The sequence below is a fragment of the Phormidesmis priestleyi ULC007 genome (assembly GCF_001895925.1).
GTDB lineage: Bacteria > Cyanobacteriota > Cyanobacteriia > Leptolyngbyales > Leptolyngbyaceae > Phormidesmis_A > Phormidesmis_A priestleyi_A.
In genome coordinates, this window is sequence record NZ_MPPI01000013.1 from 106,520 (window position 1) to 126,943 (window position 20,424).

At 49.8% G+C, this 20,424-nt stretch carries 25 protein-coding genes; 9 read left to right on the forward strand and 16 right to left on the reverse strand.

Annotation, left to right across the window (positions count from 1 at the left end):
* Positions 1-7: 7 nt before the first annotated feature.
* From BRW63_RS13700 to BRW63_RS13710, 3 genes are read left to right on the forward strand one after another with little or no spacing between them, the layout of a single operon-like run.
* Positions 8-325 carry a HigA family addiction module antitoxin gene (locus tag BRW63_RS13700; protein ID WP_073072003.1) on the forward strand — a complete coding sequence of 106 codons (318 nt, stop codon included), beginning with the start codon at positions 8-10 and terminating at the stop codon, positions 323-325.
* Entirely contained in the window at positions 292-570 is a 279-nt protein-coding gene (locus BRW63_RS13705; RefSeq protein WP_073072005.1) for a BrnT family toxin, read from the forward strand. Before BRW63_RS13700 ends, BRW63_RS13705 begins: the two co-directional genes overlap by 34 nt.
* A gap of 19 nt (positions 571-589) precedes the next feature.
* Positions 590-811, forward strand: a complete 222-nt coding sequence (locus tag BRW63_RS13710; protein WP_223257379.1) for a BrnA antitoxin family protein — start codon at positions 590-592, stop codon at positions 809-811.
* A gap of 67 nt (positions 812-878) precedes the next feature.
* On the opposite strand, the gene BRW63_RS13715 is transcribed toward BRW63_RS13710, so the two are convergent.
* Positions 879-1,466, reverse strand: coding sequence for a hypothetical protein (locus BRW63_RS13715; protein ID WP_073072009.1), 588 nt, complete (start codon positions 1,464-1,466; stop codon positions 879-881).
* A gap of 223 nt (positions 1,467-1,689) precedes the next feature.
* Here BRW63_RS13715 and BRW63_RS13720 point away from each other — a divergent pair, with 223 nt between their 5' ends.
* The 4 genes from BRW63_RS13720 (at position 1,690) to grxD (ending at position 4,874) form a co-directional block, all read left to right on the forward strand.
* Positions 1,690-3,294, forward strand: coding sequence for a caspase family protein (locus tag BRW63_RS13720; RefSeq protein WP_073072011.1), 1,605 nt, complete (start codon positions 1,690-1,692; stop codon positions 3,292-3,294).
* Between the two features lie 12 nt (positions 3,295-3,306).
* Positions 3,307-4,191 (forward strand): alpha/beta hydrolase, encoded by an 885-nt coding sequence (locus BRW63_RS13725; RefSeq protein ID WP_223257380.1) that lies wholly within the window; start codon positions 3,307-3,309, stop codon positions 4,189-4,191.
* Positions 4,192-4,266: 75 nt separating this feature from the next.
* Positions 4,267-4,521 (forward strand): BolA family protein, encoded by a 255-nt coding sequence (locus BRW63_RS13730; protein WP_073072013.1) that lies wholly within the window; start codon positions 4,267-4,269, stop codon positions 4,519-4,521.
* A gap of 29 nt (positions 4,522-4,550) precedes the next feature.
* Positions 4,551-4,874, forward strand: coding sequence for a Grx4 family monothiol glutaredoxin (grxD, locus tag BRW63_RS13735; protein WP_073072015.1), 324 nt, complete (start codon positions 4,551-4,553; stop codon positions 4,872-4,874).
* Positions 4,875-4,982: 108 nt separating this feature from the next.
* Here the strand turns inward: grxD and BRW63_RS13740 are convergent, their stop codons facing one another.
* Positions 4,983-5,228 (reverse strand): DUF6761 family protein, encoded by a 246-nt coding sequence (locus BRW63_RS13740; protein WP_073072016.1) that lies wholly within the window; start codon positions 5,226-5,228, stop codon positions 4,983-4,985.
* Positions 5,229-5,513: 285 nt separating this feature from the next.
* Here BRW63_RS13740 and BRW63_RS13745 point away from each other — a divergent pair, with 285 nt between their 5' ends.
* Entirely contained in the window at positions 5,514-6,296 is a 783-nt protein-coding gene (locus BRW63_RS13745; protein ID WP_073072017.1) for a response regulator transcription factor, read from the forward strand.
* Position 6,297: 1 nt separating this feature from the next.
* Here the strand turns inward: BRW63_RS13745 and BRW63_RS13750 are convergent, their stop codons facing one another.
* From BRW63_RS13750 to psb34, 12 genes are all read right to left on the reverse strand, one after another.
* Positions 6,298-7,083 (reverse strand): ABC transporter ATP-binding protein, encoded by a 786-nt coding sequence (locus tag BRW63_RS13750; RefSeq protein WP_223257381.1) that lies wholly within the window; start codon positions 7,081-7,083, stop codon positions 6,298-6,300.
* 250 nt (positions 7,084-7,333) lie between these two features.
* Positions 7,334-8,512: a sugar phosphate nucleotidyltransferase gene (locus tag BRW63_RS13755; protein WP_073072019.1), complete on the reverse strand. Its 1,179-nt coding sequence runs from the start codon at positions 8,510-8,512 to the stop codon at positions 7,334-7,336.
* A 263-nt stretch (positions 8,513-8,775) separates the two neighbouring features.
* Entirely contained in the window at positions 8,776-9,624 is an 849-nt protein-coding gene (locus BRW63_RS13760; RefSeq protein WP_073072020.1) for a segregation/condensation protein A, read from the reverse strand.
* A 352-nt stretch (positions 9,625-9,976) separates the two neighbouring features.
* Entirely contained in the window at positions 9,977-10,336 is a 360-nt protein-coding gene (locus BRW63_RS13765) for a LapA family protein (protein WP_073072021.1), read from the reverse strand.
* 92 nt (positions 10,337-10,428) lie between these two features.
* On the reverse strand, positions 10,429-11,520 hold the full coding sequence (locus tag BRW63_RS13770; protein ID WP_073072022.1) for an AI-2E family transporter: 1,092 nt from the start codon (positions 11,518-11,520) through the stop codon (positions 10,429-10,431).
* Between the two features lie 24 nt (positions 11,521-11,544).
* Complete coding sequence (locus tag BRW63_RS13775) at positions 11,545-12,417, reverse strand: DUF3153 domain-containing protein (protein WP_223257382.1); 873 nt, start codon at positions 12,415-12,417, stop codon at positions 11,545-11,547.
* Positions 12,418-12,479: 62 nt separating this feature from the next.
* Positions 12,480-13,016 carry a hypothetical protein gene (locus BRW63_RS13780; RefSeq protein ID WP_073072023.1) on the reverse strand — a complete coding sequence of 179 codons (537 nt, stop codon included), beginning with the start codon at positions 13,014-13,016 and terminating at the stop codon, positions 12,480-12,482.
* Between the two features lie 85 nt (positions 13,017-13,101).
* Complete coding sequence (locus BRW63_RS13785) at positions 13,102-13,638, reverse strand: Uma2 family endonuclease (protein ID WP_073072024.1); 537 nt, start codon at positions 13,636-13,638, stop codon at positions 13,102-13,104.
* 19 nt (positions 13,639-13,657) lie between these two features.
* The gene (locus tag BRW63_RS13790; protein WP_073072025.1) at positions 13,658-14,701 is read right to left on the reverse strand and encodes an alpha/beta hydrolase; all 1,044 of its coding nucleotides are present in this window, start codon (positions 14,699-14,701) and stop codon (positions 13,658-13,660) included.
* A gap of 68 nt (positions 14,702-14,769) precedes the next feature.
* Complete coding sequence (gene argB, locus BRW63_RS13795) at positions 14,770-15,669, reverse strand: acetylglutamate kinase (RefSeq protein WP_073072026.1); 900 nt, start codon at positions 15,667-15,669, stop codon at positions 14,770-14,772.
* A 98-nt stretch (positions 15,670-15,767) separates the two neighbouring features.
* Positions 15,768-17,888, reverse strand: coding sequence for a tetratricopeptide repeat protein (locus BRW63_RS13800; protein ID WP_083582927.1), 2,121 nt, complete (start codon positions 17,886-17,888; stop codon positions 15,768-15,770).
* 310 nt (positions 17,889-18,198) lie between these two features.
* Positions 18,199-18,369, reverse strand: coding sequence for a photosystem II assembly protein Psb34 (gene psb34, locus BRW63_RS27680; protein ID WP_106253994.1), 171 nt, complete (start codon positions 18,367-18,369; stop codon positions 18,199-18,201).
* Between the two features lie 196 nt (positions 18,370-18,565).
* On the opposite strand from psb34, the gene BRW63_RS13805 reads away from it, so the two are divergent.
* On the forward strand, positions 18,566-18,805 hold the full coding sequence (locus BRW63_RS13805; RefSeq protein WP_073072028.1) for a hypothetical protein: 240 nt from the start codon (positions 18,566-18,568) through the stop codon (positions 18,803-18,805).
* Between the two features lie 17 nt (positions 18,806-18,822).
* On the opposite strand, the gene BRW63_RS13810 is transcribed toward BRW63_RS13805, so the two are convergent.
* Both BRW63_RS13810 and BRW63_RS13815 read right to left on the reverse strand, forming a co-directional pair.
* Positions 18,823-19,650: a thiazole synthase gene (locus BRW63_RS13810; protein ID WP_073072030.1), complete on the reverse strand. Its 828-nt coding sequence runs from the start codon at positions 19,648-19,650 to the stop codon at positions 18,823-18,825.
* A 1-nt stretch (position 19,651) separates the two neighbouring features.
* Positions 19,652-20,356, reverse strand: coding sequence for a Uma2 family endonuclease (locus BRW63_RS13815; protein WP_073072032.1), 705 nt, complete (start codon positions 20,354-20,356; stop codon positions 19,652-19,654).
* Positions 20,357-20,424: the final 68 nt, after the last annotated feature.

A 20,424-nucleotide genomic window follows, 5' to 3' on the forward strand; every position in this document is an offset into this window, starting at 1 on the left:
AATTGTTATGGACAACGATCGTCTGCCAAACATCCATCCTGGTGAAATTCTGCGACTAGAATTTCTGGAACCAATGGATATCACTCCCTATCGGTTAAGCAAGGATATCGGGGTATCTCAGACACGAATTAGCGAAATTTTATCTGAAAAGCGTAGTGTTACAGCAGACACAGCTTTGCGTCTGTCACGCTATTTTGGTAATAGTGCTCAGTTCTGGCTGAACTTGCAGACACAGTACGCCTTACGTCAAGCTGAGAAAGAAAACAGTTCAATTGGCAGCGTCGGGGCTTCATGCAGTTTGAATGGGACGAAGCGAAAAATCTAGAAAACATTCGTAAGCACGAAATTGATTTCGCGGATGTTCCCGAAATGTTTGAGGGTTCAATGCTGATTGAGCCGGATGAACGTTTTGACTATGATGAAGATCGCTGGATCGGAATCGGCTTTTTAGGCAACGGTATCGCGATCGTAGTTTGGACAGAACGACAAGGTGACACAATTCGAGTAATTTCAGCACGACGGGCAAATCGACATGAACGAAAACGATTTGAGCAGTACCTCTCGTACTAATTGGGCAGCACTAGAAGCCATGTCAGACGAAGACATTGATTATTCTGATATTCCACCCTTAACGGATGAGTTTTTTGAGAAGGCAGTGCTAAGAGTTCCAGCGACGCAAGCCAAAAATTTAGTCCAACTTGACCCCGACGTGATGGCATGGTTTCAATCGCAAGATGAAGAATACAGGATGCTGATCAATTCGGTGTTACGCCATCATATTGAGCAGGATAGCAATCAGAAAACTGCATAAACGCCTTGGAGCGATCGCAATTAAAGTCTTTTCACTTCGATATCTTTGCCCTTGATCGCGATAAACTTCACGGCTGCTGATCTTCCGGAGGAACACCATCCTCCTGCGTCGGCGGGGTAGGCGTTGTTTGCTGGCTGGGCGTAGTATTGCGAGAAGGTTGAACCTGCGTTGGAGCAACGGGAGCCACAGCGGGGGTGGGGGGAGCAGTTACCGTCACAGGAACCGGGGACAGTTGCTCAAACCCCAACAGCGCCGCCGACGTTTTGTAATAAGTTGCCCAACGTCTCGTATCTGGGCGGCTGCTCCACTGCACTCGACTGACATCCAGGGTCAAAATGGGGGTTTCTGCACCTTGATTGCGCCCGATCACGATCACCGAAACCTGGCTCGTGAGAATATCTCGATCGAAGCTGCGTTGAGCCGCCGCCCTCGCGACAATCTCGGATCTGCGAATCAAAGCGTCATAGCTTTCGTTGGGCAAACGATCGAGTGCCACATCGACTCTAGTCGTGTAAGCTTGAACGACTTGCGGCGCGATCGTTCCTTCGACTAGGCAAATCCCTCCAGCCGTGCCCAGCCAAGCCGCTAATCCGATCGCGGTGAATCTGGGTCTAGCAAATCGATGGGGCAGTTGGCAAGGGCGATCGGCAGACATTTTTGACTCCTGGGTGATATGAGGTGGTTCTCAATGAGAGTTTCTACTCTAGAATCGACAATCTGGTCTTTAATATTTCCAGTGAATCTGTTTTTTTCTATCATGTCAGCAGTTACGCAGTTCGGATCACTCTTTATACAGAGACAAGCAAAACTGTCTGACGTTAAAAAATTCGATTCACCACCCGTTACCTATACTTTCTCACTTATTTGAGGTGTCTGAAATGGCTAACCATTGGGCGATCGCCGTTGGAATCAATCACTATCAATTTCTTCAGCCCTTAAAGTTTGCACAACAAGATGCACAGGCGCTGTGTGAATGTTTGGTCAGTGAGGCAGGGTTCTTGCCCAATCGCTGCATTCTCTTTACAGACACCTCCCCTTCAGTGACCGGGCGATCGACCTACCCCAGTCGCGGCAATCTTCAGGGCTGGCTCGACTATTTTGGCCGAGAATTAATTCAGCCGGGAGACTTAGTTTGGGTATTTTTTAGCGGCTATGGGGTCTGCTGGAAAGGACAGGATTATTTGCTGCCGATCGAAGCCGACCCAGTAGACACTGCCAATATGGGCGTTCCGGTTCGAGCGTTGTTTGACAGCCTCAAAGCGTTACCGACCGAAGATATTGTGGTGCTGATGGATATTAACCACAGCCAAGCCGCTTTTTCGGGTGAGAAGGTGGGACTTCAGATCGCAGAGCTTGCCCGTGAAACTCGCATCTCAACCATTTTGGCAAGCAAGCCTGAACAGTTTTCCCATGAGGCGTTAGCGCTAGGTCACGGCTTGTTTACGGCGACCCTGCTCGAAGGGTTGCGCGCACATGAATGTTCAACTCTGGCGAATTTGGAAGAGTTTCTCAAAAGTCGTTTGCCAGAAATATGTGAGCATCACGATCGCCCTATTCAAGACCCTGTAATCGTTCTCGCGTCTCTAGATCAACTCAATCTCGTGATCACTCCGGTTAATTGGACTGAGGCAGAATCGGAGACAATTCCTAGTGAGTCAAATCCGTTTGCGCTGGAGGGCGACTTATTTGACGTGTCGGATCACGATGCTGTCCCATTAAACTCGCAGCCCAACCCTTATGAGTTGCCTGCTGATTATTCTCAAGCTTTCCCCATTCAAACAGAGCTTGAGCAACCGATATCCCCTGAGTCGGATCAAGAAGACTTAGGCGATCGGGCTGATCAAATTAGCCCTGCGCCAGTCCCCCAAGTTCCAAAACCTGTCACACCCCCGGTTGTTCGTCCTGAGATCGAAAATACACAGGAACAGGATCAGATGTTTTGGGAGCGACTGCTGTTTGGCGGCAGCGCCATTCTGCTGCTGCTGTTAGTAGGGGTGTTTGTTCGCAATTGGTCAACGTTTTGGGGTCAGAAATCGGCAACTAATTCACAGCCGATCGTCACTTCGCCTTCTGCCAAGGTCACTACAACCCCGTCCCCGTCCAAACAGGCGATCGTGCCCAACTCAACCAAGCCATCCACTGCGAAGCCGACTCCCATCGCTTCAGCAAGTCCGTCTCCGGCAAAAGACAGTCAGACCATTCTTAACGAAGCGAGAGGATTGATTAAGCCGATTTCAGCCTCTGATGCAAATAAAGCGATCGAGCGGGCTAGTCAAGTTCCTGCTAATGATCCGCTCTATGCTCAAGCTCAGGTGGATATCGATCGCTGGAGTCGCGACATTTTAGATATCGCCAAAAAACGGGCGGCTGATAAATCTTATAAGCAAGCGATCGCGGCGGCTCAACTGGTTCCTAAAGAGCGTCCCAAAGTCTATGCCGAGGCGCAAAAGGCGATCGCTGACTGGCAAAAACGCCTCCGTTAATCAGGACATAATGTGAAAATTTCACGTTCACGAGGGTGGCGATCGCTGTGGAATATTGGGAAATTTTTGGCGATCGCTTATCTGACGATTTGCCTCGTCCTATTTTTCGCCCAAAGTCATCTAATGTTTGTGCCCGATGCCCACCATTACAAAGATCTGGACGCGCTCAATCTGCCTCACCAAGAAGTTTGGTTACCTGTCTCAACTAAAACAGGCAAGATTGAACGCATTCATGGCTGGTGGATTCCGCACGATCACCCGATCTCAACGATGCTCTATCTGCACGGCAACGGCGGAAATATTAGTGTCGAAGTCAAAGCTCGTCGCTTTCGGGAGTTAGGTTTCTCAGTCTTGCTGATTGACTATCGGGGCTATGGCCGCAGTGAGGGCAATTTTCCGTCTGAGGCGACGGTCTATCAAGATGCTCAAACCGCGTTGGATTATCTCGTTAAAGAACGGCGGATCTCTCTCAAAAAAATTGTGGTTTATGGACATTCGCTCGGAGGCGCGATCGCCATCAATCTCGCCAACCAAAACCCAAAAGTCGCGGGGCTGATTGTGTCGAGTTCTTTCACCTCCATGTACCAGATGGCAGCGCGAGATTGGAAGTTTCGACTGTTTCCGATCGAGTTAATCCTCACCCAAAAGTTTGACTCAGTTGGGAAAGTCCGATCGCTAAAAATGCCTTCTCTCTTTATTCATGGAATGGATGATACATTGATTCCTGTCTCGATCGGCAAAGCACTTTACGAAGCTGCACCCCAACCCAAACAACTCCTGCTGATTCCCAACGCAGGGCACAATCACAGAGAAGCCGAGTTTGACAAACCAGAAAATTTGAAGATAGTTCAAGACTTTGCTAGACGAGCGGTGAAGGCTTCACTATCGAGCAACTAGCACTTCTTTAACTAAAGGATGGGCAGTCAACGGTTAGACTAAAGGAAAGAGTTTGCAAAATCAACAGGAGAATGGATGATTAGCCCGGATCAGGTTGAAGGATTGATCAAGGCTGGATTGCCTGATGCCCAGGTGCAGGTTCAAGACCTTACTGGGGGTGGAGATCACTATCAGGTAACGGTCGTCTCGTCTTTGTTTGAAGGAAAGCGGCGGGTGCAACAGCACCAACTCGTCTATGGTGCCGTGCAGCAAGCGATGGCATCGGAAGCCATTCATGCTCTAGCGCTCAATACTTATACGCCCGAAGAATGGGTAGTAGCCGCCAAATAACTCAGTTGTTCACAATCGGAGAGCGAATTATGACAGAAGCAGCACACGATCGCATCGACAATCTTGTCAAACAAAACAAGATCATGGTCTTCATGAAGGGCACCAAACTGATGCCCCAGTGCGGATTCTCAAACAACGTGGTGCAGATTCTGAACACGTTGGGCGTTCCTTATGAAACGATCGACGTTTTGGCAGATCCCGAAATTCGTCAAGGCATCAAAGAATATTCAAGCTGGCCCACCATTCCTCAGGTTTATATCAACGGTGAATTTTTGGGCGGCTCTGATATCTTGATCGAGCTATATCAAAAAGGCGAACTTCAACAAATGGTGGAAGTGGCAATGGCTTCCTAAATTTAGCCGCAGCTTTATGATCTGGGGTGACAGGAGAAATCTGCTGCCCCTTTTTAATATCCTCTAAATGCAAGAAGGGCACGTCATCGACGCACCCTTTCTGGCAATTTAGCGATAATCTCGTTCAGGCTCTACTGGGCTTTCAAAATTGGAAGAATCGTAGAGGAAGCGAGTCATTTCTTCTTCAAGACGATTGATCTGATAAGGCTCTAAGGAGTTGGTGTGTCTCAAAGCGGCGAGATAGCCGTCGAGATAGAGGCGTAGGTCATCGAAGCGGTATCCCCGGTTCCACAACCCCACCAAGCCATCAGTCAGTCTTTGGTAGTAGCGAATGGTTAGCGTATCTTGCAGCATAGTGTGTCGCTAAATTGTGAACAGCCTTTTAATGGAAACGTTACAAGGTGAATAGGTTGATACACAGGCGGGCCTTAACTACACGTAACTATGCATTGATCTTAACATTAACCTTTTGCATTCCTCCCTATCTTTGTGTTGATGTCTCTGAGCATTCGTTGGGCATCGGTGCCTAAGTCTCTAAGTTATTGGTGATTAGAGAAAACTAGGGTAGCAGCCGTTACAAATCCATCACAATTGCTTTGATACTCTTAAGGTCAAGCCGTCTCAGGAAAGCCAGCCCTCGTGGGAGCCGTAAACGTTCAGATTATTGAAGGAAATCCGCACCTGCGATCGCTACTTGGGTGGCACTTACAGCAGGCAGGACATCACGTGCATCAGTCGGCAGACCTGCATCAAGCGAGAGAGGTCTTCTTAGTCCGACAGCCCAACTTGGTGATCCTCGATTCAGAATTGCCCAATGGAGACGGAGTTGAGTTTTGTCGCTGGCTGCGTCAACAGCAGCAGGCGATGATTCTCATGCTTTCTGCCCGCACAACTGAATCTGATATCGTCGAGGGTTTGCGGGCTGGTGCAGATGACTATTTGACTAAACCCTTTGGGATGCAGGAGTTTTTAGCCAGAGTCGAGGCGCTGACGCGGCGAACTCGTTTATCGGCTCCTCCGGCTCATCTTGACTATGGTGATCTCAAAATCGACCTGGTGCATCGTCGAGTCCGGTTTAAGGGTCAGTTGATCGAATTGACTCCTCAAGAATTTAGCTTGCTCTATGTGTTGGCACAGGCAAGCGGCGCACCTTTGAGCCGTCAAGACCTTTTGCAACGGGCCTGGCCGGATGCGATCGATAACCCCCGCACGGTCGATACTCATGTCCTTTCGCTTCGCAAAAAAGTAGAGTTAGACCCCCGACAGCCCAATCTGATTCAAACAGTTCGGAATGTCGGCTATCGACTCAATTTAGAAATTCTCAATGCTTCTCTGCCTCCCCAGACTGAATCCACTAATGGCAATCATCGCGCGGCGAGCCGTCGGGGAGAAAGGATGGTGGTGAGCGATCGTCGGATTTGACTCACTCCCACTCGGCGGATTCTTTAGCTTCTGACTGCACGATCGCGGCTCTTAATGTTTGCCAGTCTACGCGATCGCTCAACTCATCTTTCACCAGTTCGCCGCGATGCAAATGCAGGACGCGATCGCTGAATGATTGTGCGAGTTCTAACTGGTGATTTGCCATCAAAATCGTGATCCCCGACAGATCTTTTAGAGTGTTGAGAACGTGATCACTGCGTCCTGAATCTAGGGCTGACGTGGGTTCGTCTAAAAGCAGAACTTTAGGCTGAATGACTAGGGCACGAGCGATCGCCACGAGTTGCCGTTGCCCAACCGATAATTGGAGTTCGTTGCGATCGAGCCAATCACCCGGAAGATGCAGCCGATCAACCCACTCGCTAATTTGCTGCTCGGCTGTTTTGATCTCAACCCCTCTCAGCTTGAGCGGATAAAGCAGCGCTTCCCGCACGGTCATTCCCAGCAGTTTTGATTCTTGCTGCACTAAAGTGATTTGCTGACGCAGTTGCAGCACCGGAATTTGCCGAAAATCTTGTCCTTCTAAATAGAGTGATCCTTGAATCGGTTCATTTAATCGATTCAGCAACCGCAGTAGCGTCGTTTTGCCCGACCCTGATGCGCCGACGATCGCGATCCGATCGCCCCGAAACACGTCAAATGAGAGATCTCGCAGCAAATAGTGTGCTCCGATCGCCGATCGTTGTCCTGGCTTCTTGCCAGAAGCAACCCCTTTAGAGGCAAAACTGACCTGTTCTAGTCGAATTTGAGACGGTTTTGATGGATTCAAGTCAGTATTCCTGCTGTGCAAATCGGCGACATTCGCCATGAAAGCCCATGCACTAGCTTACTTTGCTGCGTCAAACTTTGCAGCCTAAGCCGCCCTATCAACCGCCAAAAAAAGCCCCTGGAGAAAGCTGAATGCCCCCATTCAACGCTCTCCAAGGAGTCTGTGCTCTATTCGTTTCCTAGAATACGCGAGAGAAGCTCTGTAAGCCTTCTCCAGTCGGATATATCCTATCTCCTCCGATCGGGTGAGTTTAGGATTGGGCAACTCTGTGGTCAGTGCCTAAAAGCTCGGCGATCGCTTGATGCTCGGCAGGCATCTGAGTCGGAAGCTCTTGACGAGTGTCTGTGATCAGCCAATCTAGGGAGGCGGCTTGCACGTCGATCGTCGCGCCTGTCTTATCGACGCAATATCGACCAAACACAAGCTTGTCTACCAGTCGCACCCCTGGGCCCAAGCGAGAATATTCAAAAATTACGCTATTATCGACGGTTGCGCCACTGCACACCCAGCAGTTTTGACCAATCATTGCCGGGCCAACAATTTTGGCACCATCTTCAATGCAGGTCATGCTGCCAATATAAACCGGACCCTGGATATCGACTTTATCCCAGTTGACGCAGACGTTTAGCCCAGTGTAGATGCCAGGAGCCACCTCTTTTCCAGGAATTGCCACGTTTTTGACTTCGCCACGCAAGACACTGCGAATTGCGTGCCAATAATCAGGCACCTTGCCGATATCGACCCACTCAAAGTCCATTGGTAAGCCGTAGAATGGGGCATTCATTTCTACTAGCTTGGGGAAAAGCTCGCTCCCGATGTCATATTCTTGCCCAGATGGAATGTAGTCAAGAATTTCGGGTTCAAAAATATAAATTCCGGTGTTGATCGTGGTGCTCAGGGCTTCCTCGATCGCAGGTTTTTCTTGAAACGCTTTGATTTTGCCTGCTTCGTCTGTGACCACAACGCCGTAGCTAGACACCTCATCGCGAGGAACCGTTTTCATGATCACCGTAGCGATCGAGCCTTTTTCTCGGTGCCATTTGACGGCGGCGCTCAAGTCTAAGTCAATCAGGGCATCGCCACAAAGCACCACGAATGTATCGTCAAAAAACGGGGAAAAATCTTGAATTTTTTTCATGCCGCCTGCTGAACCAACAGCCGCGCCGACTAACTCACCATCGACGATCTTGCCTTCAAAGGAGTAGCCAATCTGCACCCCAAACCGTTGCCCATCCCGAAAATAGCTCTCAATTTCATAGGCCAGGTGACTCACATTGACCATGATTTCGTCAAAACCGTGCTGCCTAAGCAGTTCTAGCAGAAACTCCATCACGGGCTTTTGCAGAATGGGAATCATGGGCTTGGGAATCGTATATGTAATCGGACGAATCCGTGTTCCCTTCCCGGCTGCCAGAATCATGGCTTTCATAGATTGTTCTCTCTACCCTACACCGATATACTGCAAGCGTTTGACCCTCGGTCTGGAGGAATTCCAGCGTACGATGGTTTTGCTTTATCTTAGGCGACTCAAGGTTTCAGCGAAAGACAAGCGTTGCCAGACCTTGACCTTTAGTGACTATAACGGTTCTAAGTGAGAATTGGCACACTCAAAAGGTTTAGGGCTGCTAAAGATGAACTAGAGAAAAGTTTTTATTTGACAAATCTAAAATGTCCAGGTTTGGTTGAGTCCTCTCAATCGAGCAAAACGCTAGTAGAGAGTTCACTCAGTCCAGATTCGGCGAGTTGCAGCAGTGAGCGAATTTTCAAATCTTGGTAAAACTCTTCTTGCGCCAACTCGACTTTGTTTTGAGCCGACAACAGCAGCAGGGCCCAAAACACGCCGACGCGCTCGTGATTAGGATGATCGTGAAGATTTTCTTCACTTTCTTTGGGTTTTTGATCTTTTAAGGCAACCCAAAATTCCAGCACCAGGTCAAAGTCGATCCATTCTTTATCTTGGGCAACTTCTGTCCAATGGTCGTGAAAGAATTGCTCGATCGCCACTGCCATTTCTGAGAGATTTTCTTGGTGGGCGAGTTCGGCGATCGCGCGCACTGCCTGAGCGCGAGACTGAGGTTTAGGGCGACGCAGCCGAGCGCGCGGAGTGGTGTCGTCTAGAGTGGTGGCAATTAGCTGAAGCTGATCGATTAGCTCTTTAAGGGTGACTCGCCGCTTTTGAGGCGGTCGTGCCACTGCCCTGCGCCGAAGCTGACGCTCTAAATGCGGCGGCAAGGCAGCCCCGCCAAAATCTGCGTCTATAAATTCTGCCCCTTCAAACTCATCGGGATCAGCGACGATCGCTTCAGGCTGAGTCAGGCTATCGGCTTTGAGCAACAGCAGCATCGATGCATATAGAAATGCCTGCCCCGACTGAGACAGATTTGACTCGTAGTGTTCTCGCCCCACGATCGCGGCAGGGGTCAACTCGCTCAAGAAGCGATCGATGACATCAATCACCTTGACATCCCAGGGGTCAATTTCTCCCTGTTCTGCCAGGTCAATCAAGAGAGCGATCGCGTCCTGGGCTAGAGAAAGGGTCATAGAGAGAAGGGAGGGATGAATGCTTTATGGTGACACGATCTCGCAGAATCGACTACTTAATTTTGATCCGCACAAAATACACGGCTGCCAGCAGAATTAGCCCTAGCAGCAGCAAAGGCACCAAGAGACTCCAAAGACTATCAGGATTCGTCACGCCACCCCTCTAAACTGACGTGAATTCGATGCAGCTTTTCGCGGCGGTTGCCAATCCGGGCTGCCCCCTAAATCCCCCAAGTCTGGGGGACTTCAAGCCCCGAATTGAAGTTCAAAGTCCCCCAATTTTGGGGGATTTAGGGGGCTGAAGCGCTGAACAACGAAGCGAAAGAACTCCCCGAACTGACGTTAAACTGGCTTACTGAGCAAACACTTCGGTGGCTTCAGCATCTTGCGTGATGCCTTGGGGCAGTAGACGCTGCTGCTCTTGAATTTCTGCCTTATAGCGTTCGACATCCTGTTCAAGTTCGTCAATGCGCTCTTCTCGAACTTGAAGTTCTTTGCGAGTGTCGATCATGCGCTGGATCTTGCTCCACACGCTAAACACCCACGCCAACACGGCTCCGATTCCCATCGCTAAGATTAGCTCGATCGAGAGCGGTGCCTCCACCTGCACGCCTTCAATGACTCGAATTACGGCTGGCTCTGTGTTTTCAATGCCAAACAAAACGAGTGCTAAACAAATGACGAAGATGATTAAGAAATTAATTTGTCGCATCTGGGGTTGTCTCCGATCACGCAGCGAGTGGTTCAATATCTCTGACAAAAAATAGCTTAAGCGTAGAAGCTGGAATCGAGTTTAGCACTCCATCACTCGATCGGCGGATAGTCTTTACGAACAATCTCGGTCACAACCACCTGAGTGGGCGCAACGCCCCGCAGAGCATCGATCGTGCCCTTAATGGTGCCCGCGATCGGCACGGCGACCACGACTCCTAAGAAACCGCCGATTTGCAGCCCCAGCAGCAGGGCGATGAAGATCCAAAGTGGGTTTAGCCCGGTGAATTCGCCCATCATTTTGGGAGCCAGCACATTATCACGGATTTGTTGCAGAATCATGGCCGCGATCGCGACTTGAAACGCCAGCCAGACACTCTGAAACATCACTAAAATTGTGACCAGCCCAATGCCTAACACCGCTCCGATGAAGGGAATGATTTCTGCAATGCCAATGATCAGGGCAAACAGGAGCGTAAAGGGAATCTTGAGTGTCAGAAAAATTGGAATCAGTCCGCCAGCCATGAATAGCGCTAGCAGAATTTGACTCAGAAAAAAGTTGTGAAAGTTTTGCCGCAGCGACTCACTAAACGGAATGCCAAATTTAGGTGGCAGTAGATTGATCAATCCCTGCCAAAGTCTCGCCCCATAAAGCAGCATATAGGATGCCAGCACGATGATCAGGATGCTGTCAATCAAGCCAGAAACCGTTCCCAAGGCAAATCCGAGAGCTTGGGTGGCGACTTCTTGAATCTGGTTTTCAATTTGGGTGCTGACTCGACCGCCAAAGCTTTTAAGGTCGATCGGAAAGTTCCGCGTTTGGGCCCAAGCATCCCAGAAGTCTAGATTTTGCCGAGTCGCCTCTAGCCACCCCGGAATTTTTTCGAGCAGTTGGGTCGTCTGGGCCACCAAAACGGGCACCAGCGTGACTCCTAAAATCACCAAGATGGTCACTGCCAAGAGCAACACAATCACCACCGCCCCGACGCGCTTAATGCGGGCCCGCTCAAAAAATTCGACTGGGTAATTGAGCAGAAATGCCAGAATTGCCGACACTGCCAGCACCGTCACAAGATGCTCAAAATAGTGCAATATCAGCGCCACCAGCCAGACGTTGAGGGCGATAATCGGTCCACTCAGACCTAATATAATCAGTCGTTGCAGGTCGGCTGAACGGCGAGACATCCGGTAAGGGTTATGAGTTTATCGTCATGAACTGGGGGCTAGAGGCGGCGAAACCGTAGGGGTGGGCAAGGTTCGTCTGAGATAGATTCCACCTGCTACGATCGCCACAATCAAAACCGTCCCAATGCCTAAAGGGTTTGGAAGCCAGAAGACGGCTTCTAGATGATTGCTTTGCCCTGGTTGCAGAGTCCAGATGAGCTGGTTACCTTCGCGGCGGGTCGAGATCGGGGTCTTCGATCGGTGAATGATGTTTCGAGCGCCCCAGGGCGTAGTTAGCCCAAACTCTAGCTCAATCAGCGAACCCGGACTCGCCAGCAAACTGCCATCTGAGGCAAGAACGCCAAGCGATCGCAGGTCTAAATCATAAATTAAGCGATGACGCTGTAGCAGTAGAAAATTGCCCTGCTGGACGCTGAGATGAGAATCAAGCTTAGGTAAGTCTAATTCTTTTTGAGCAGAGCGAGTTTTGGGGCTGTTGGTCGGGCTAAAAAACTCATTAAATCGAGTCTCTAATTCTTCGCCATTGCCAAACGGAATCGTGACTAAAATCTCTTGGTTTGAGAGGCGGCGAGTCTTGCCCTGAACTCGGCGAACTCGTTTTTCGATGCTGTCAAGCCAGGTTTTAGCGGTGCCATTGCTAAAACTAGTCAGCCGCTCGTCAAGGCGAATGTGCTGCACGATCGCGCCTCGATTGGGACTCTCAAAATCGATGCCTACCTCAGATTTTACGCAGCCTGACAGCATCAAGCTAGCGAACAGAAACACCCAAACCAGGCGCGATCGCAGCAAAAAACGAATCACGGGATCTAGCCACGACAGCCGATCGGGTGAAAAAGCAGCACTTAAGGTTCTGTAAGGCATATTGAGCGAGGTCGGGAGTCCAATAATATCTAACACTACTTTGGAGAAATCGTGGCAAGCGATAGGTTAACCGATATAACTCGCTACAAAATCACCTGCTAGCTCAGCCACGCCAAACCGCCTACGATCAGTCCTGCTGCAATCAACGCTACCCAGATAAAGAGATTGTCTTGGGCGTTGACCTGACTTAAATCCACAGGTTCGGGGATCGCTGGACGAGGCTTTTGCGACAGTTTTGGCGGGATGGCATTGCCAAACTTAGAGACTCCTCGATTGTCTTTGGCTTCGCTGTCCGCTAGTGTCGATAAATCAGGAATCTCAGTCAGCCATTCGGGGCGAGTTTGCAGTTTGGGGGCTTCGAGAATGTAGAGCAGACGCTTTCCCTGCTGGCGAGTCTTGATGTCAGGGTGACGACTGATTTTTTGGCAGAGGGCGATCGCGTCCGATCTCTGTCCGGCAGCTTCATAGGCGGTCACGAGCCAAATTTGCACTTCTCCCCCAAAACGCGAACCTGCATCGACTAAGGCGTTGGCGCGTTCTAAATGCTGTACCGATTTGCGATATTCGCCGCGTTCAAAGGCGTATTTTCCGGTTTCATATTCAGTGGTCGCCAGGTCTAATTGTTCAGAACTCACAGGCTTATTGATTCGTTGAGGCTACTCCTGCATCCTAAAGTATCTGAGGGATGAATTCTACATCTGTAAGCTGGCACAGTCTAAATCAGACAATTAATTCTTTGACTGCAACGCTAAACCCTGATAGAACGTTGTGTGTAGTGGCGATATCTTCTAGCCCTCGCAGTTCTTGCCGTTGACTTGTGATGATCAGCACCCATTGACTATCTGGAAACACCAGCCAAACCTCCTCACACTCAGACGCAAGATATTCTCGAACTTTGGTAAACACCTCTTCGGCTTCATCGTTCGGTGAGATCACCTCAGCCAATAACGAGAAGCTGCGCGGCAGAACCTTAAAGTCGCCGTATTGAGCAACGAGATCGGGCGTTAGGTACGCCACATCAGGGCAGCGAGTTCGTCCAACGGTTCGGCAAGAGGTTTCTGTGTAAACTTCTCCGCCTTGACCACTGGAGTCTGCATAGTTGCCCCAATAACGAGCGAGTCTGGCTTGAATTCGTCCTGTTTTTGCGGTCATATCTTGTTTTTTGATGAGATTTCCATTTACCCACTCAGTGCGATCGCGCGGGTTTGCCAAAAACTCTTCTAGAGAAACGGCAGGGGCATTTGAAGTTGATATCATGAGCACCTCAAAACAGGATTTAGACTTGATCCAAGCTAGGGTTGCGTTTGAGTACGATCGCTCGTTTATCAACCAACGTGATAAAGGCAGGCATGTCAGGAGAGGCACGATCGGCAATCTTCAATTCTGCGACGACTTGGTTAAAGGTTTTGCCCTCGGTCATGCGATAGGCGATTTCTTCAACCTCCGCCCAGGTGAGATCACTTTGCACATAGGCTTTTGCGATCACGTTGAGCAGATTTTCCCATTTGTTGCCCTCGGCTTTGGTCAGCATCGTGTGCGGAATGTTGAGAATGCGATCGAACTCGTAATACCAAGATTTAGGCTGTCGCTTGAGAATGTTCTCAAACAGAACTTGATGATCCGTGATGCTGACGGCTTTATCGGCTTCGGTCGAGACAATAAACATTGGGGCTGACGGCTGGTCTTTTGAGCGTTTAAGAATCTCTTTGCCCATGTCAAGATAGACCCGCAGAGCAGCCACCATAAAGCCTTCATAGCCAATCACCTGATCGGGCGGAGTGTCGTCAATCCATTCAAAATAGGTGTTGAAAGTTTTAACCAGCAAATCAACCACTTTATTGCTGCTGCTGAGATAGGGCGCAAATAGCAACGCCCGATCGATTTCCTTGGCGCGTTCTAGCGCTAGCCAAGCTGCGAGGGTGCCACCACCAGACAGACCCCCGACGACGACGCGATCGCCCAGAGTCTGAGCTTTTTGCAGCCAATCCAACCCAAATTGCTTATAAGTGTCAGGGTTAGTAGGCAGTGGTGGCGGGTTGTCACGATTCCAGTCACCTGCCTGACCGTGACCCGGCATTCTAGGAATCAAAACGTTATAGCCAGCCTGATGTAGCGTGCGTCCCATCGGCAAAAACTGATAGGGAGCCGCCGTAAAGCCGTGAAAAAACAAGCAGACTTTGGAAGTCGGTGCCGAATGTAGCAGGAACTGCGATCGACAGCCCGCATTTTTGACAGGTAGCTTGTCTTCTTGGCTCTTAACCCGTTGAGTAAGGTTGAGTGACGTGATGGGATAGCCGAGACGCGAGAAAAAGTTGAGCATAGAGTGTAAATAAGCAAAGGGTCAGGGGGCGGCAATTCAGAATCTTGAACTTTAAATTCCATGGATCCCTAACGGTTGCCCATAAACTCAGAGGCGACTAACATTGAGCCGATCCCAGCATCGGTGAAGATTTCTAACAGCAGCGCGTGGGGCAGGCGACCGTCGATAATATGGGCAGCGCGAACGCCTTGAGCCAGCGATCGCACACAGCAATTGACCTTCGGAATCATGCCGCCAGAGACGATGCCTTCGTCAATCAGTTGTCGAGCTTCGTGAATGTCTAACCGTGGAATCAGGGTTGCTACATCCTTATAGTCACGCAAAATTCCCGCCGTGTCGGTGAGCAAGATTAACTTTTCGGCACCCAGCGCGGCGGCAAGTTCTCCGGCAACAGTGTCGGCGTTGATATTGTAAGCCTGTCCGGTTTCGTCGGCAGCGACACTAGAAACGACTGGGATATGACCCGCTTTGACCAGCGAGTCTAAAATTTGGATATTGACGTTTGTAACTTCGCCCACAAATCCGATGCCCTCTTCATCGGCAGGGCGGGCAGTAATCAAACTGGCATCTTTGCCGCAGAGTCCTACCGCAGAGCCGCCTGCCTGGTTGATCAGCGAGACAATTTCTTTGTTGACACGACCAACTAACACCATTTCGACGACATCCATTGTGGCGGCATCGGTGACGCGCAGCCCGTTTTTAAACTGCGGCTCAATGCCCAGTTTGTCGAGCCACGAGTTGATTTCAGGCCCGCCTCCGTGTACCAAAACTGGGCGCAACCCCACACACGACATAAACACGACATCGCGGATGACTTTCTCTTTGAGAGCGGCATCCTTCATCGCTGCGCCCCCATATTTGACAACGATCTTGCGTCCGACAAATTGTTGAATGTAGGGCAGCGCCTCACTCAGCACTCGGACTCGTGTGGCTGCGGCTTTTTCAAAGTATTCGCTTTCGTTAAGCATGGGCAAAGTAGAAAGATTGCTATGCAAATTATGCTGCCTGCAACGACGAAACGACGAACCCTGACTTAAAATTTCGTCTGTGCTAAGTCCGAATCTGATTAAAGCTGTTTCATCACTGTGGGCAGCAACTGAGCCGGAATCTTTGAGAATGCTAGGGTTTGACCCTGAATGCCCTGACGATCGTGCAGCGTTTTCACAGTTTGAACCAAATGAGCCATGGCACTTTCACAAAACTCAGGTTTTTCTCGCCAGCCTTGCACGGCTTGCACATGATGAGAGAGTGCTGCCTCTAGATATTGCGATCGCGTCTCGGTTTCTAGCGTGGCTCGATCGTCGGTTGCTAATTGATGGTAAGCCGATCCTAAATTGTTATGAGCCGCATATAAATCAAACGTCAGTACCGGAGCATGAGATGGGTCGGTAGGCGAGAGAGAGTGCGCGGCAGCGATCGCCTCTTTATACGCCTTGATTGCGTTGTGCAGATGTTGCGATCGGTCTTCGTAGTCAGTAGATGACAAGTTTGCCAGGTGCCAATAAGCAGTGCCCAGATTGTTTTGGGTCGCAGCATTGGCAGCCGGGGCCAATTCTAGCGTGCGGTAAATTAGGGCGATGCGATAGGCTCCGATCGCCAGCATCAAAAAGTCTTCTTGAGTGGCGCTGAGTGATTCAGCCAAGTCGTGACTTTGCCGACATTGAGACAGGTTCCAGTAAGCGGTGCCCAAATTGTTTTGGATCATGGCGTAGTGCAATGGCTCCTGCTCTGAGTCGTAGTGATGGAGCGCTTCGATATAAGCCGCGATCGCAGACTGCAAATTTGAGATCGGTGCTTTGTGCTGGGCTAGATTCCAGAAGGCGGTGCCGAGATTGTTTTGAGTGGCAGCATAGCGGGACGGATCTTCGGTTGCCGATCGATGCATCAAGGCATTTTGATAAGCGCTGATCGCGAGCTGCAAATTTTCTGCGGGGTCTTCACGGTAGGCGCGATCGCTATAAGCTGACCCCAGATTGTTTTGAATCATGGCGTAAGTCTGCGATCGCGTTTCAGGATCGATCTGATCCAAAGCCAACTGATAGACGTTGATGGCTTTCTCCAAATTGAGAAGTGCCTGATCGGTCAATTGGCGAGACAGCATCCAATAAAGATTGCCAATGTCGTTGAGCACGTCTGGTCGGTCAAAAGAATCTGCCTCTAGCAGATGCAGCACTTGCTCATAGGCAAGAATGGCGATCGTCAAAAATTGCGGCGACGAGTTGCCCTGCTCAATGCGCTCTCGATAGCAGTCTCCTAGACTTTGATAAGCAGCGGAGAAATCGGCGGCAGACGCACGATCGAGGTGCAACGCTTCCAATTGCTGCAAGATGCGGAGTGGCTCACCAGAGTGTTCTAGATTGACAGGATGATTCGTTTCTGACTCAGAAACCTCCTGTTCGATGGCGGCTAAAACCAGGTCAGCGATATCGAGTTCTGCTTGCGATCGTTCTGGAAGTGGAATGGGTTTTGGAATGGGTTTTGGAAGTGGAGCGGATTTGGCGATCGAGGGCTGAGGGCTAAGAGTTGGGGCTTGAATAATTCCCCTAGCTCCTTTTCCTTTTCCTTTGTCTTTGCCAACCGGAGTTGGGTCTCCTTCAAATTCAAAGACTCCGGTGTGCCACTGCCAAAATTCGGGAACCGATTGCAAGATCGATCGACACCAGGGGCGCGACACCCACAGCACCAAATTAAAATCTATCGTGGCGAACTGGTGAGCTAATTGTTGCAGCGAGTTGAGAAACTCACGCTGGATCTGCACAGGCTGACGAGTCAGAGACTCAACCCCAATCATCTGAAAGCTGGTCATCGGGTCAAAGGCTGATTTCATGCGCCAAGGTTGTGACGATCGCCAGTGATGAATTTGCTCTAAAACATCTGGGTTTGCCAGACTGAGGTTGAGCGTCACTAGCTTAGGGTCGTCTGCCTGACTGTTATGAATGCGTCTTGTTTTAAGCTCTTCAGCGCCAAAGTTAAGCGGCGAGGTTTCTAAGTCTGCCTGAAGTCTTGCTGCAAAGCGATCGCGCAGCCGCACATTATCACAGACGGCAATCAAGATCTGCCGACGGAGATTTAGACTTAGCGCCAGCCTTAAGCGAAGGTAGATGGGTTGATTCAAGCTTGAGAGATTTTGAGAAGCAAGCTCGGTCACAGGGTTGCTAGAGGCAGGTTGATCATCAACGAGTGGCATCAGCGATCATCCAAGTCACGCAAAATGACGGTATAGATTGTGATGCTATTCTTTTCGACTCGGTTTTGCCAAGGTCAGGATGGAATGGACAGTTTCAGAAGTGACTAACCACGCCACTACTAATAACTATGTTAAGCGTTTTGCTCACAACTGGATGAGCGCGATCGCCCAGTCAAGTGCTTAACGACTCAGTATTTCTCAAAATTTTAAACACACAAAAGCCAGGTACTCACTAATACAAGCAACCTGGCTATCTCAAAACCAATTAGATCTGAGGTGTTATTGAAAAGTTGATATCAAAGCAAAAATCTTATGACACAGAAACCGCCACAAAAATCAATCCACCTACTAGCAGAGCGCCAACCGTACCCATGATCATGTAGTTGCGTTTTTGTGACGCGGTTGGAGGAGTGGCTTCGTAGATCTTTGGTTCGATCGCGTAGTTGTTTAAGCGACCGCCTTCTTCAACGGTGTAGCGCATAGTAATGTCTCCTGTGTGGTTTTGTTAAGTTTAGCAAACTTTGAGTAATTGTTCTCACTCTGAGGTAAGAAATTTTAGCATTTGTGTTTTTCTAGACCCAGATAGACAAAAATTCAGTGAGTTGCCAAGCTATTAATAGATATCTACCAAATTGAAATTACAATCGAAGATCTCAAAACTACAAAGCAACTTACTCATGACCACATCCAATGAAACTGACGGCATTTATCCCAGACTCGATCGCGTGGTTGAAAACATTGAGATGCTGACTGAACAGGTAGGGCGATTAACTGAGGGACTGACAGAAATTAGGTTAACCACCCAGCAGCAAGCGATCATTAGTCAGCAGCAAGCCGACAACATTACGCGCCTAGTCACTATTGTCGATCGCCAAACTCAAATGTTTGAAAAGCTATTTGACCAGCAGCAGCCGTAGAACAAAGCCCAGACCATTCAAGCCCCGATCGTGCCGGTTAAAGGTGAACTCGCACTAGCATAAGCTTTGATCGGAATCCGCCCAGCTTGGTAGGCGAGACGACCTGCCTCAGTGGCGAGATTCATCGCTCTTGCCATCGCCATTGGATTAGTTGCCAACGCGATCGCCGTATTCACCAACAGCGCATCGGCTCCCATTTCCATCGCTTGGGCAGCTTCGCTAGGGGCACCAATGCCAGCATCGACCACTACCGGAACCTTTGCATTCTCAATAATGATCTGAATATTGGCGGCGTTTTTAATGCCTTGACCTGACCCGATCGGCGAACCCAACGGCATCACCGTCACACAGCCAACCTCTTCTAATCGCTTGGCTAACATGGGATCGGCATTGATATAAGGCAACACGGCAAAGCCTTCTTTAACCAACTGTTCGGCGGCTTGAAGGGTGCCGATCGGGTCGGGCAGCAAATACTTCGCATCGGGAATCACTTCCAGCTTGACAAAATTGTTGTCTTCCTGACCGAGCAATTTTGCCATTTCTCGACCCAGACGAGCCACTCGCACCGCTTCTTCAGCCGTTTGACAGCCTGCGGTGTTGGGCAGCATCCAGATCTTTGTCCAGTCCAAAGCTTCAGCGAGTCCTTCGTGCCCTGGTGCGTGGGTCTGCACGCGACGAACCGCTACCGTGACGATTTCGCTGCCGCTGGCTGCAATGCTGTGGCGCATCTCTTCAAAGGTGCGATATTTTCCCGTTCCGGTCATGAGGCGCGATCGAAACGTCTTTCCGGCGATCACTAAACTATCTTCTATCGGACGTTCTACGGGTTTATCGAGTGTCTGCATATCATTCCCTTCCTTCGGTTCCAATCAAATCGTCGGGGTTGTGCCCCATTGCTCTGAGTTGCGCTTTTAAGCGATCGACCTCAGCTTCTGCCTGATTTACTCTTTGTTCGGCTTGTTCGGCTCGTTGATGTTCTCGTTCGGCTCGTGCAGCGATTTCTTCGTAGCGCTCAAATAGTCGCCCATCGGGTCGATAGAGTTCTAAGCCACCGTCTGGGTTGAGGGTGAAGCGCACCTTTAAGCGAGGACTCACCCATTCTTCCATCACCTCGATTTCTTCCAATCTATCGTTTTGGCGAAGAAATCCTCCTAGACTCAAACGATCGGGATCGTAGATGTAGTATTCTTCCACGCCATAACGCTCGTAGAACTGAAACTTCCGAGTCATTTCAGGAATCGTGTTGCCCGGAGAGATAATCTCGAAGACGACTTGTGGAGGAATATTTTCTTCTTTCCACTGTTGGTAGCTGCCTCTGTCGCCTTTGGGTCGCCCAAACGCCACCATCACATCGGGCGCTTGGCGCAGCTTGTTGTTGCCTTCAACGGGATACCACAGCAAATCTCCCCCAACAAAAATTTGTGGATGATCACTAAACAACCAATCCACACCTTTTTTGATGTAGACAATATACTCAAACTGTCGAGTGTTATCTGACATTGGCAACCCGTCAGAATCGGGATAAACGATCGACGTAGGGGTAGTGACCATTGGCTGGTTTCCTGCCTTTTGCTTTCAGGTTGAAGCGCGAGTGAGAGTTTCAATTATGGCTGAAATCG

Bases quoted from the DNA above. Each gene is read 5' to 3' on its own strand.
- BRW63_RS13740 (WP_073072016.1), bottom strand. From the start codon at position 5,228: ATGCTGCAAGATACGCTAACCATTCGCTACTACCAAAGACTGACTGAT.
- BRW63_RS13710 (WP_223257379.1), top strand. From the start codon at position 590: ATGTCAGACGAAGACATTGATTATTCTGATATTCCACCCTTAACGGAT.
- BRW63_RS13755 (WP_073072019.1), bottom strand. From the start codon at position 8,512: ATGAAAGCCATGATTCTGGCAGCCGGGAAGGGAACACGGATTCGTCCG.
- BRW63_RS13805 (WP_073072028.1), top strand. From the start codon at position 18,566: ATGACCACATCCAATGAAACTGACGGCATTTATCCCAGACTCGATCGC.
- BRW63_RS13815 (WP_073072032.1), bottom strand. From the start codon at position 20,356: ATGGTCACTACCCCTACGTCGATCGTTTATCCCGATTCTGACGGGTTG.
- BRW63_RS13760 (WP_073072020.1), bottom strand. From the start codon at position 9,624: ATGACCCTTTCTCTAGCCCAGGACGCGATCGCTCTCTTGATTGACCTG.
- BRW63_RS13765 (WP_073072021.1), bottom strand. From the start codon at position 10,336: ATGCGACAAATTAATTTCTTAATCATCTTCGTCATTTGTTTAGCACTC.
- argB (WP_073072026.1), bottom strand. From the start codon at position 15,669: ATGCTTAACGAAAGCGAATACTTTGAAAAAGCCGCAGCCACACGAGTC.
- BRW63_RS13785 (WP_073072024.1), bottom strand. From the start codon at position 13,638: ATGATATCAACTTCAAATGCCCCTGCCGTTTCTCTAGAAGAGTTTTTG.
- BRW63_RS13720 (WP_073072011.1), top strand. From the start codon at position 1,690: ATGGCTAACCATTGGGCGATCGCCGTTGGAATCAATCACTATCAATTT.
- BRW63_RS13770 (WP_073072022.1), bottom strand. From the start codon at position 11,520: ATGTCTCGCCGTTCAGCCGACCTGCAACGACTGATTATATTAGGTCTG.
- BRW63_RS13715 (WP_073072009.1), bottom strand. From the start codon at position 1,466: ATGTCTGCCGATCGCCCTTGCCAACTGCCCCATCGATTTGCTAGACCC.
- grxD (WP_073072015.1), top strand. From the start codon at position 4,551: ATGACAGAAGCAGCACACGATCGCATCGACAATCTTGTCAAACAAAAC.
- BRW63_RS13810 (WP_073072030.1), bottom strand. From the start codon at position 19,650: ATGCAGACACTCGATAAACCCGTAGAACGTCCGATAGAAGATAGTTTA.
- BRW63_RS13790 (WP_073072025.1), bottom strand. From the start codon at position 14,701: ATGCTCAACTTTTTCTCGCGTCTCGGCTATCCCATCACGTCACTCAAC.
- psb34 (WP_106253994.1), bottom strand. From the start codon at position 18,369: ATGCGCTACACCGTTGAAGAAGGCGGTCGCTTAAACAACTACGCGATC.
- BRW63_RS13700 (WP_073072003.1), top strand. From the start codon at position 8: ATGGACAACGATCGTCTGCCAAACATCCATCCTGGTGAAATTCTGCGA.
- BRW63_RS13800 (WP_083582927.1), bottom strand. From the start codon at position 17,888: ATGCCACTCGTTGATGATCAACCTGCCTCTAGCAACCCTGTGACCGAG.
- BRW63_RS13705 (WP_073072005.1), top strand. From the start codon at position 292: ATGCAGTTTGAATGGGACGAAGCGAAAAATCTAGAAAACATTCGTAAG.
- BRW63_RS13730 (WP_073072013.1), top strand. From the start codon at position 4,267: ATGATTAGCCCGGATCAGGTTGAAGGATTGATCAAGGCTGGATTGCCT.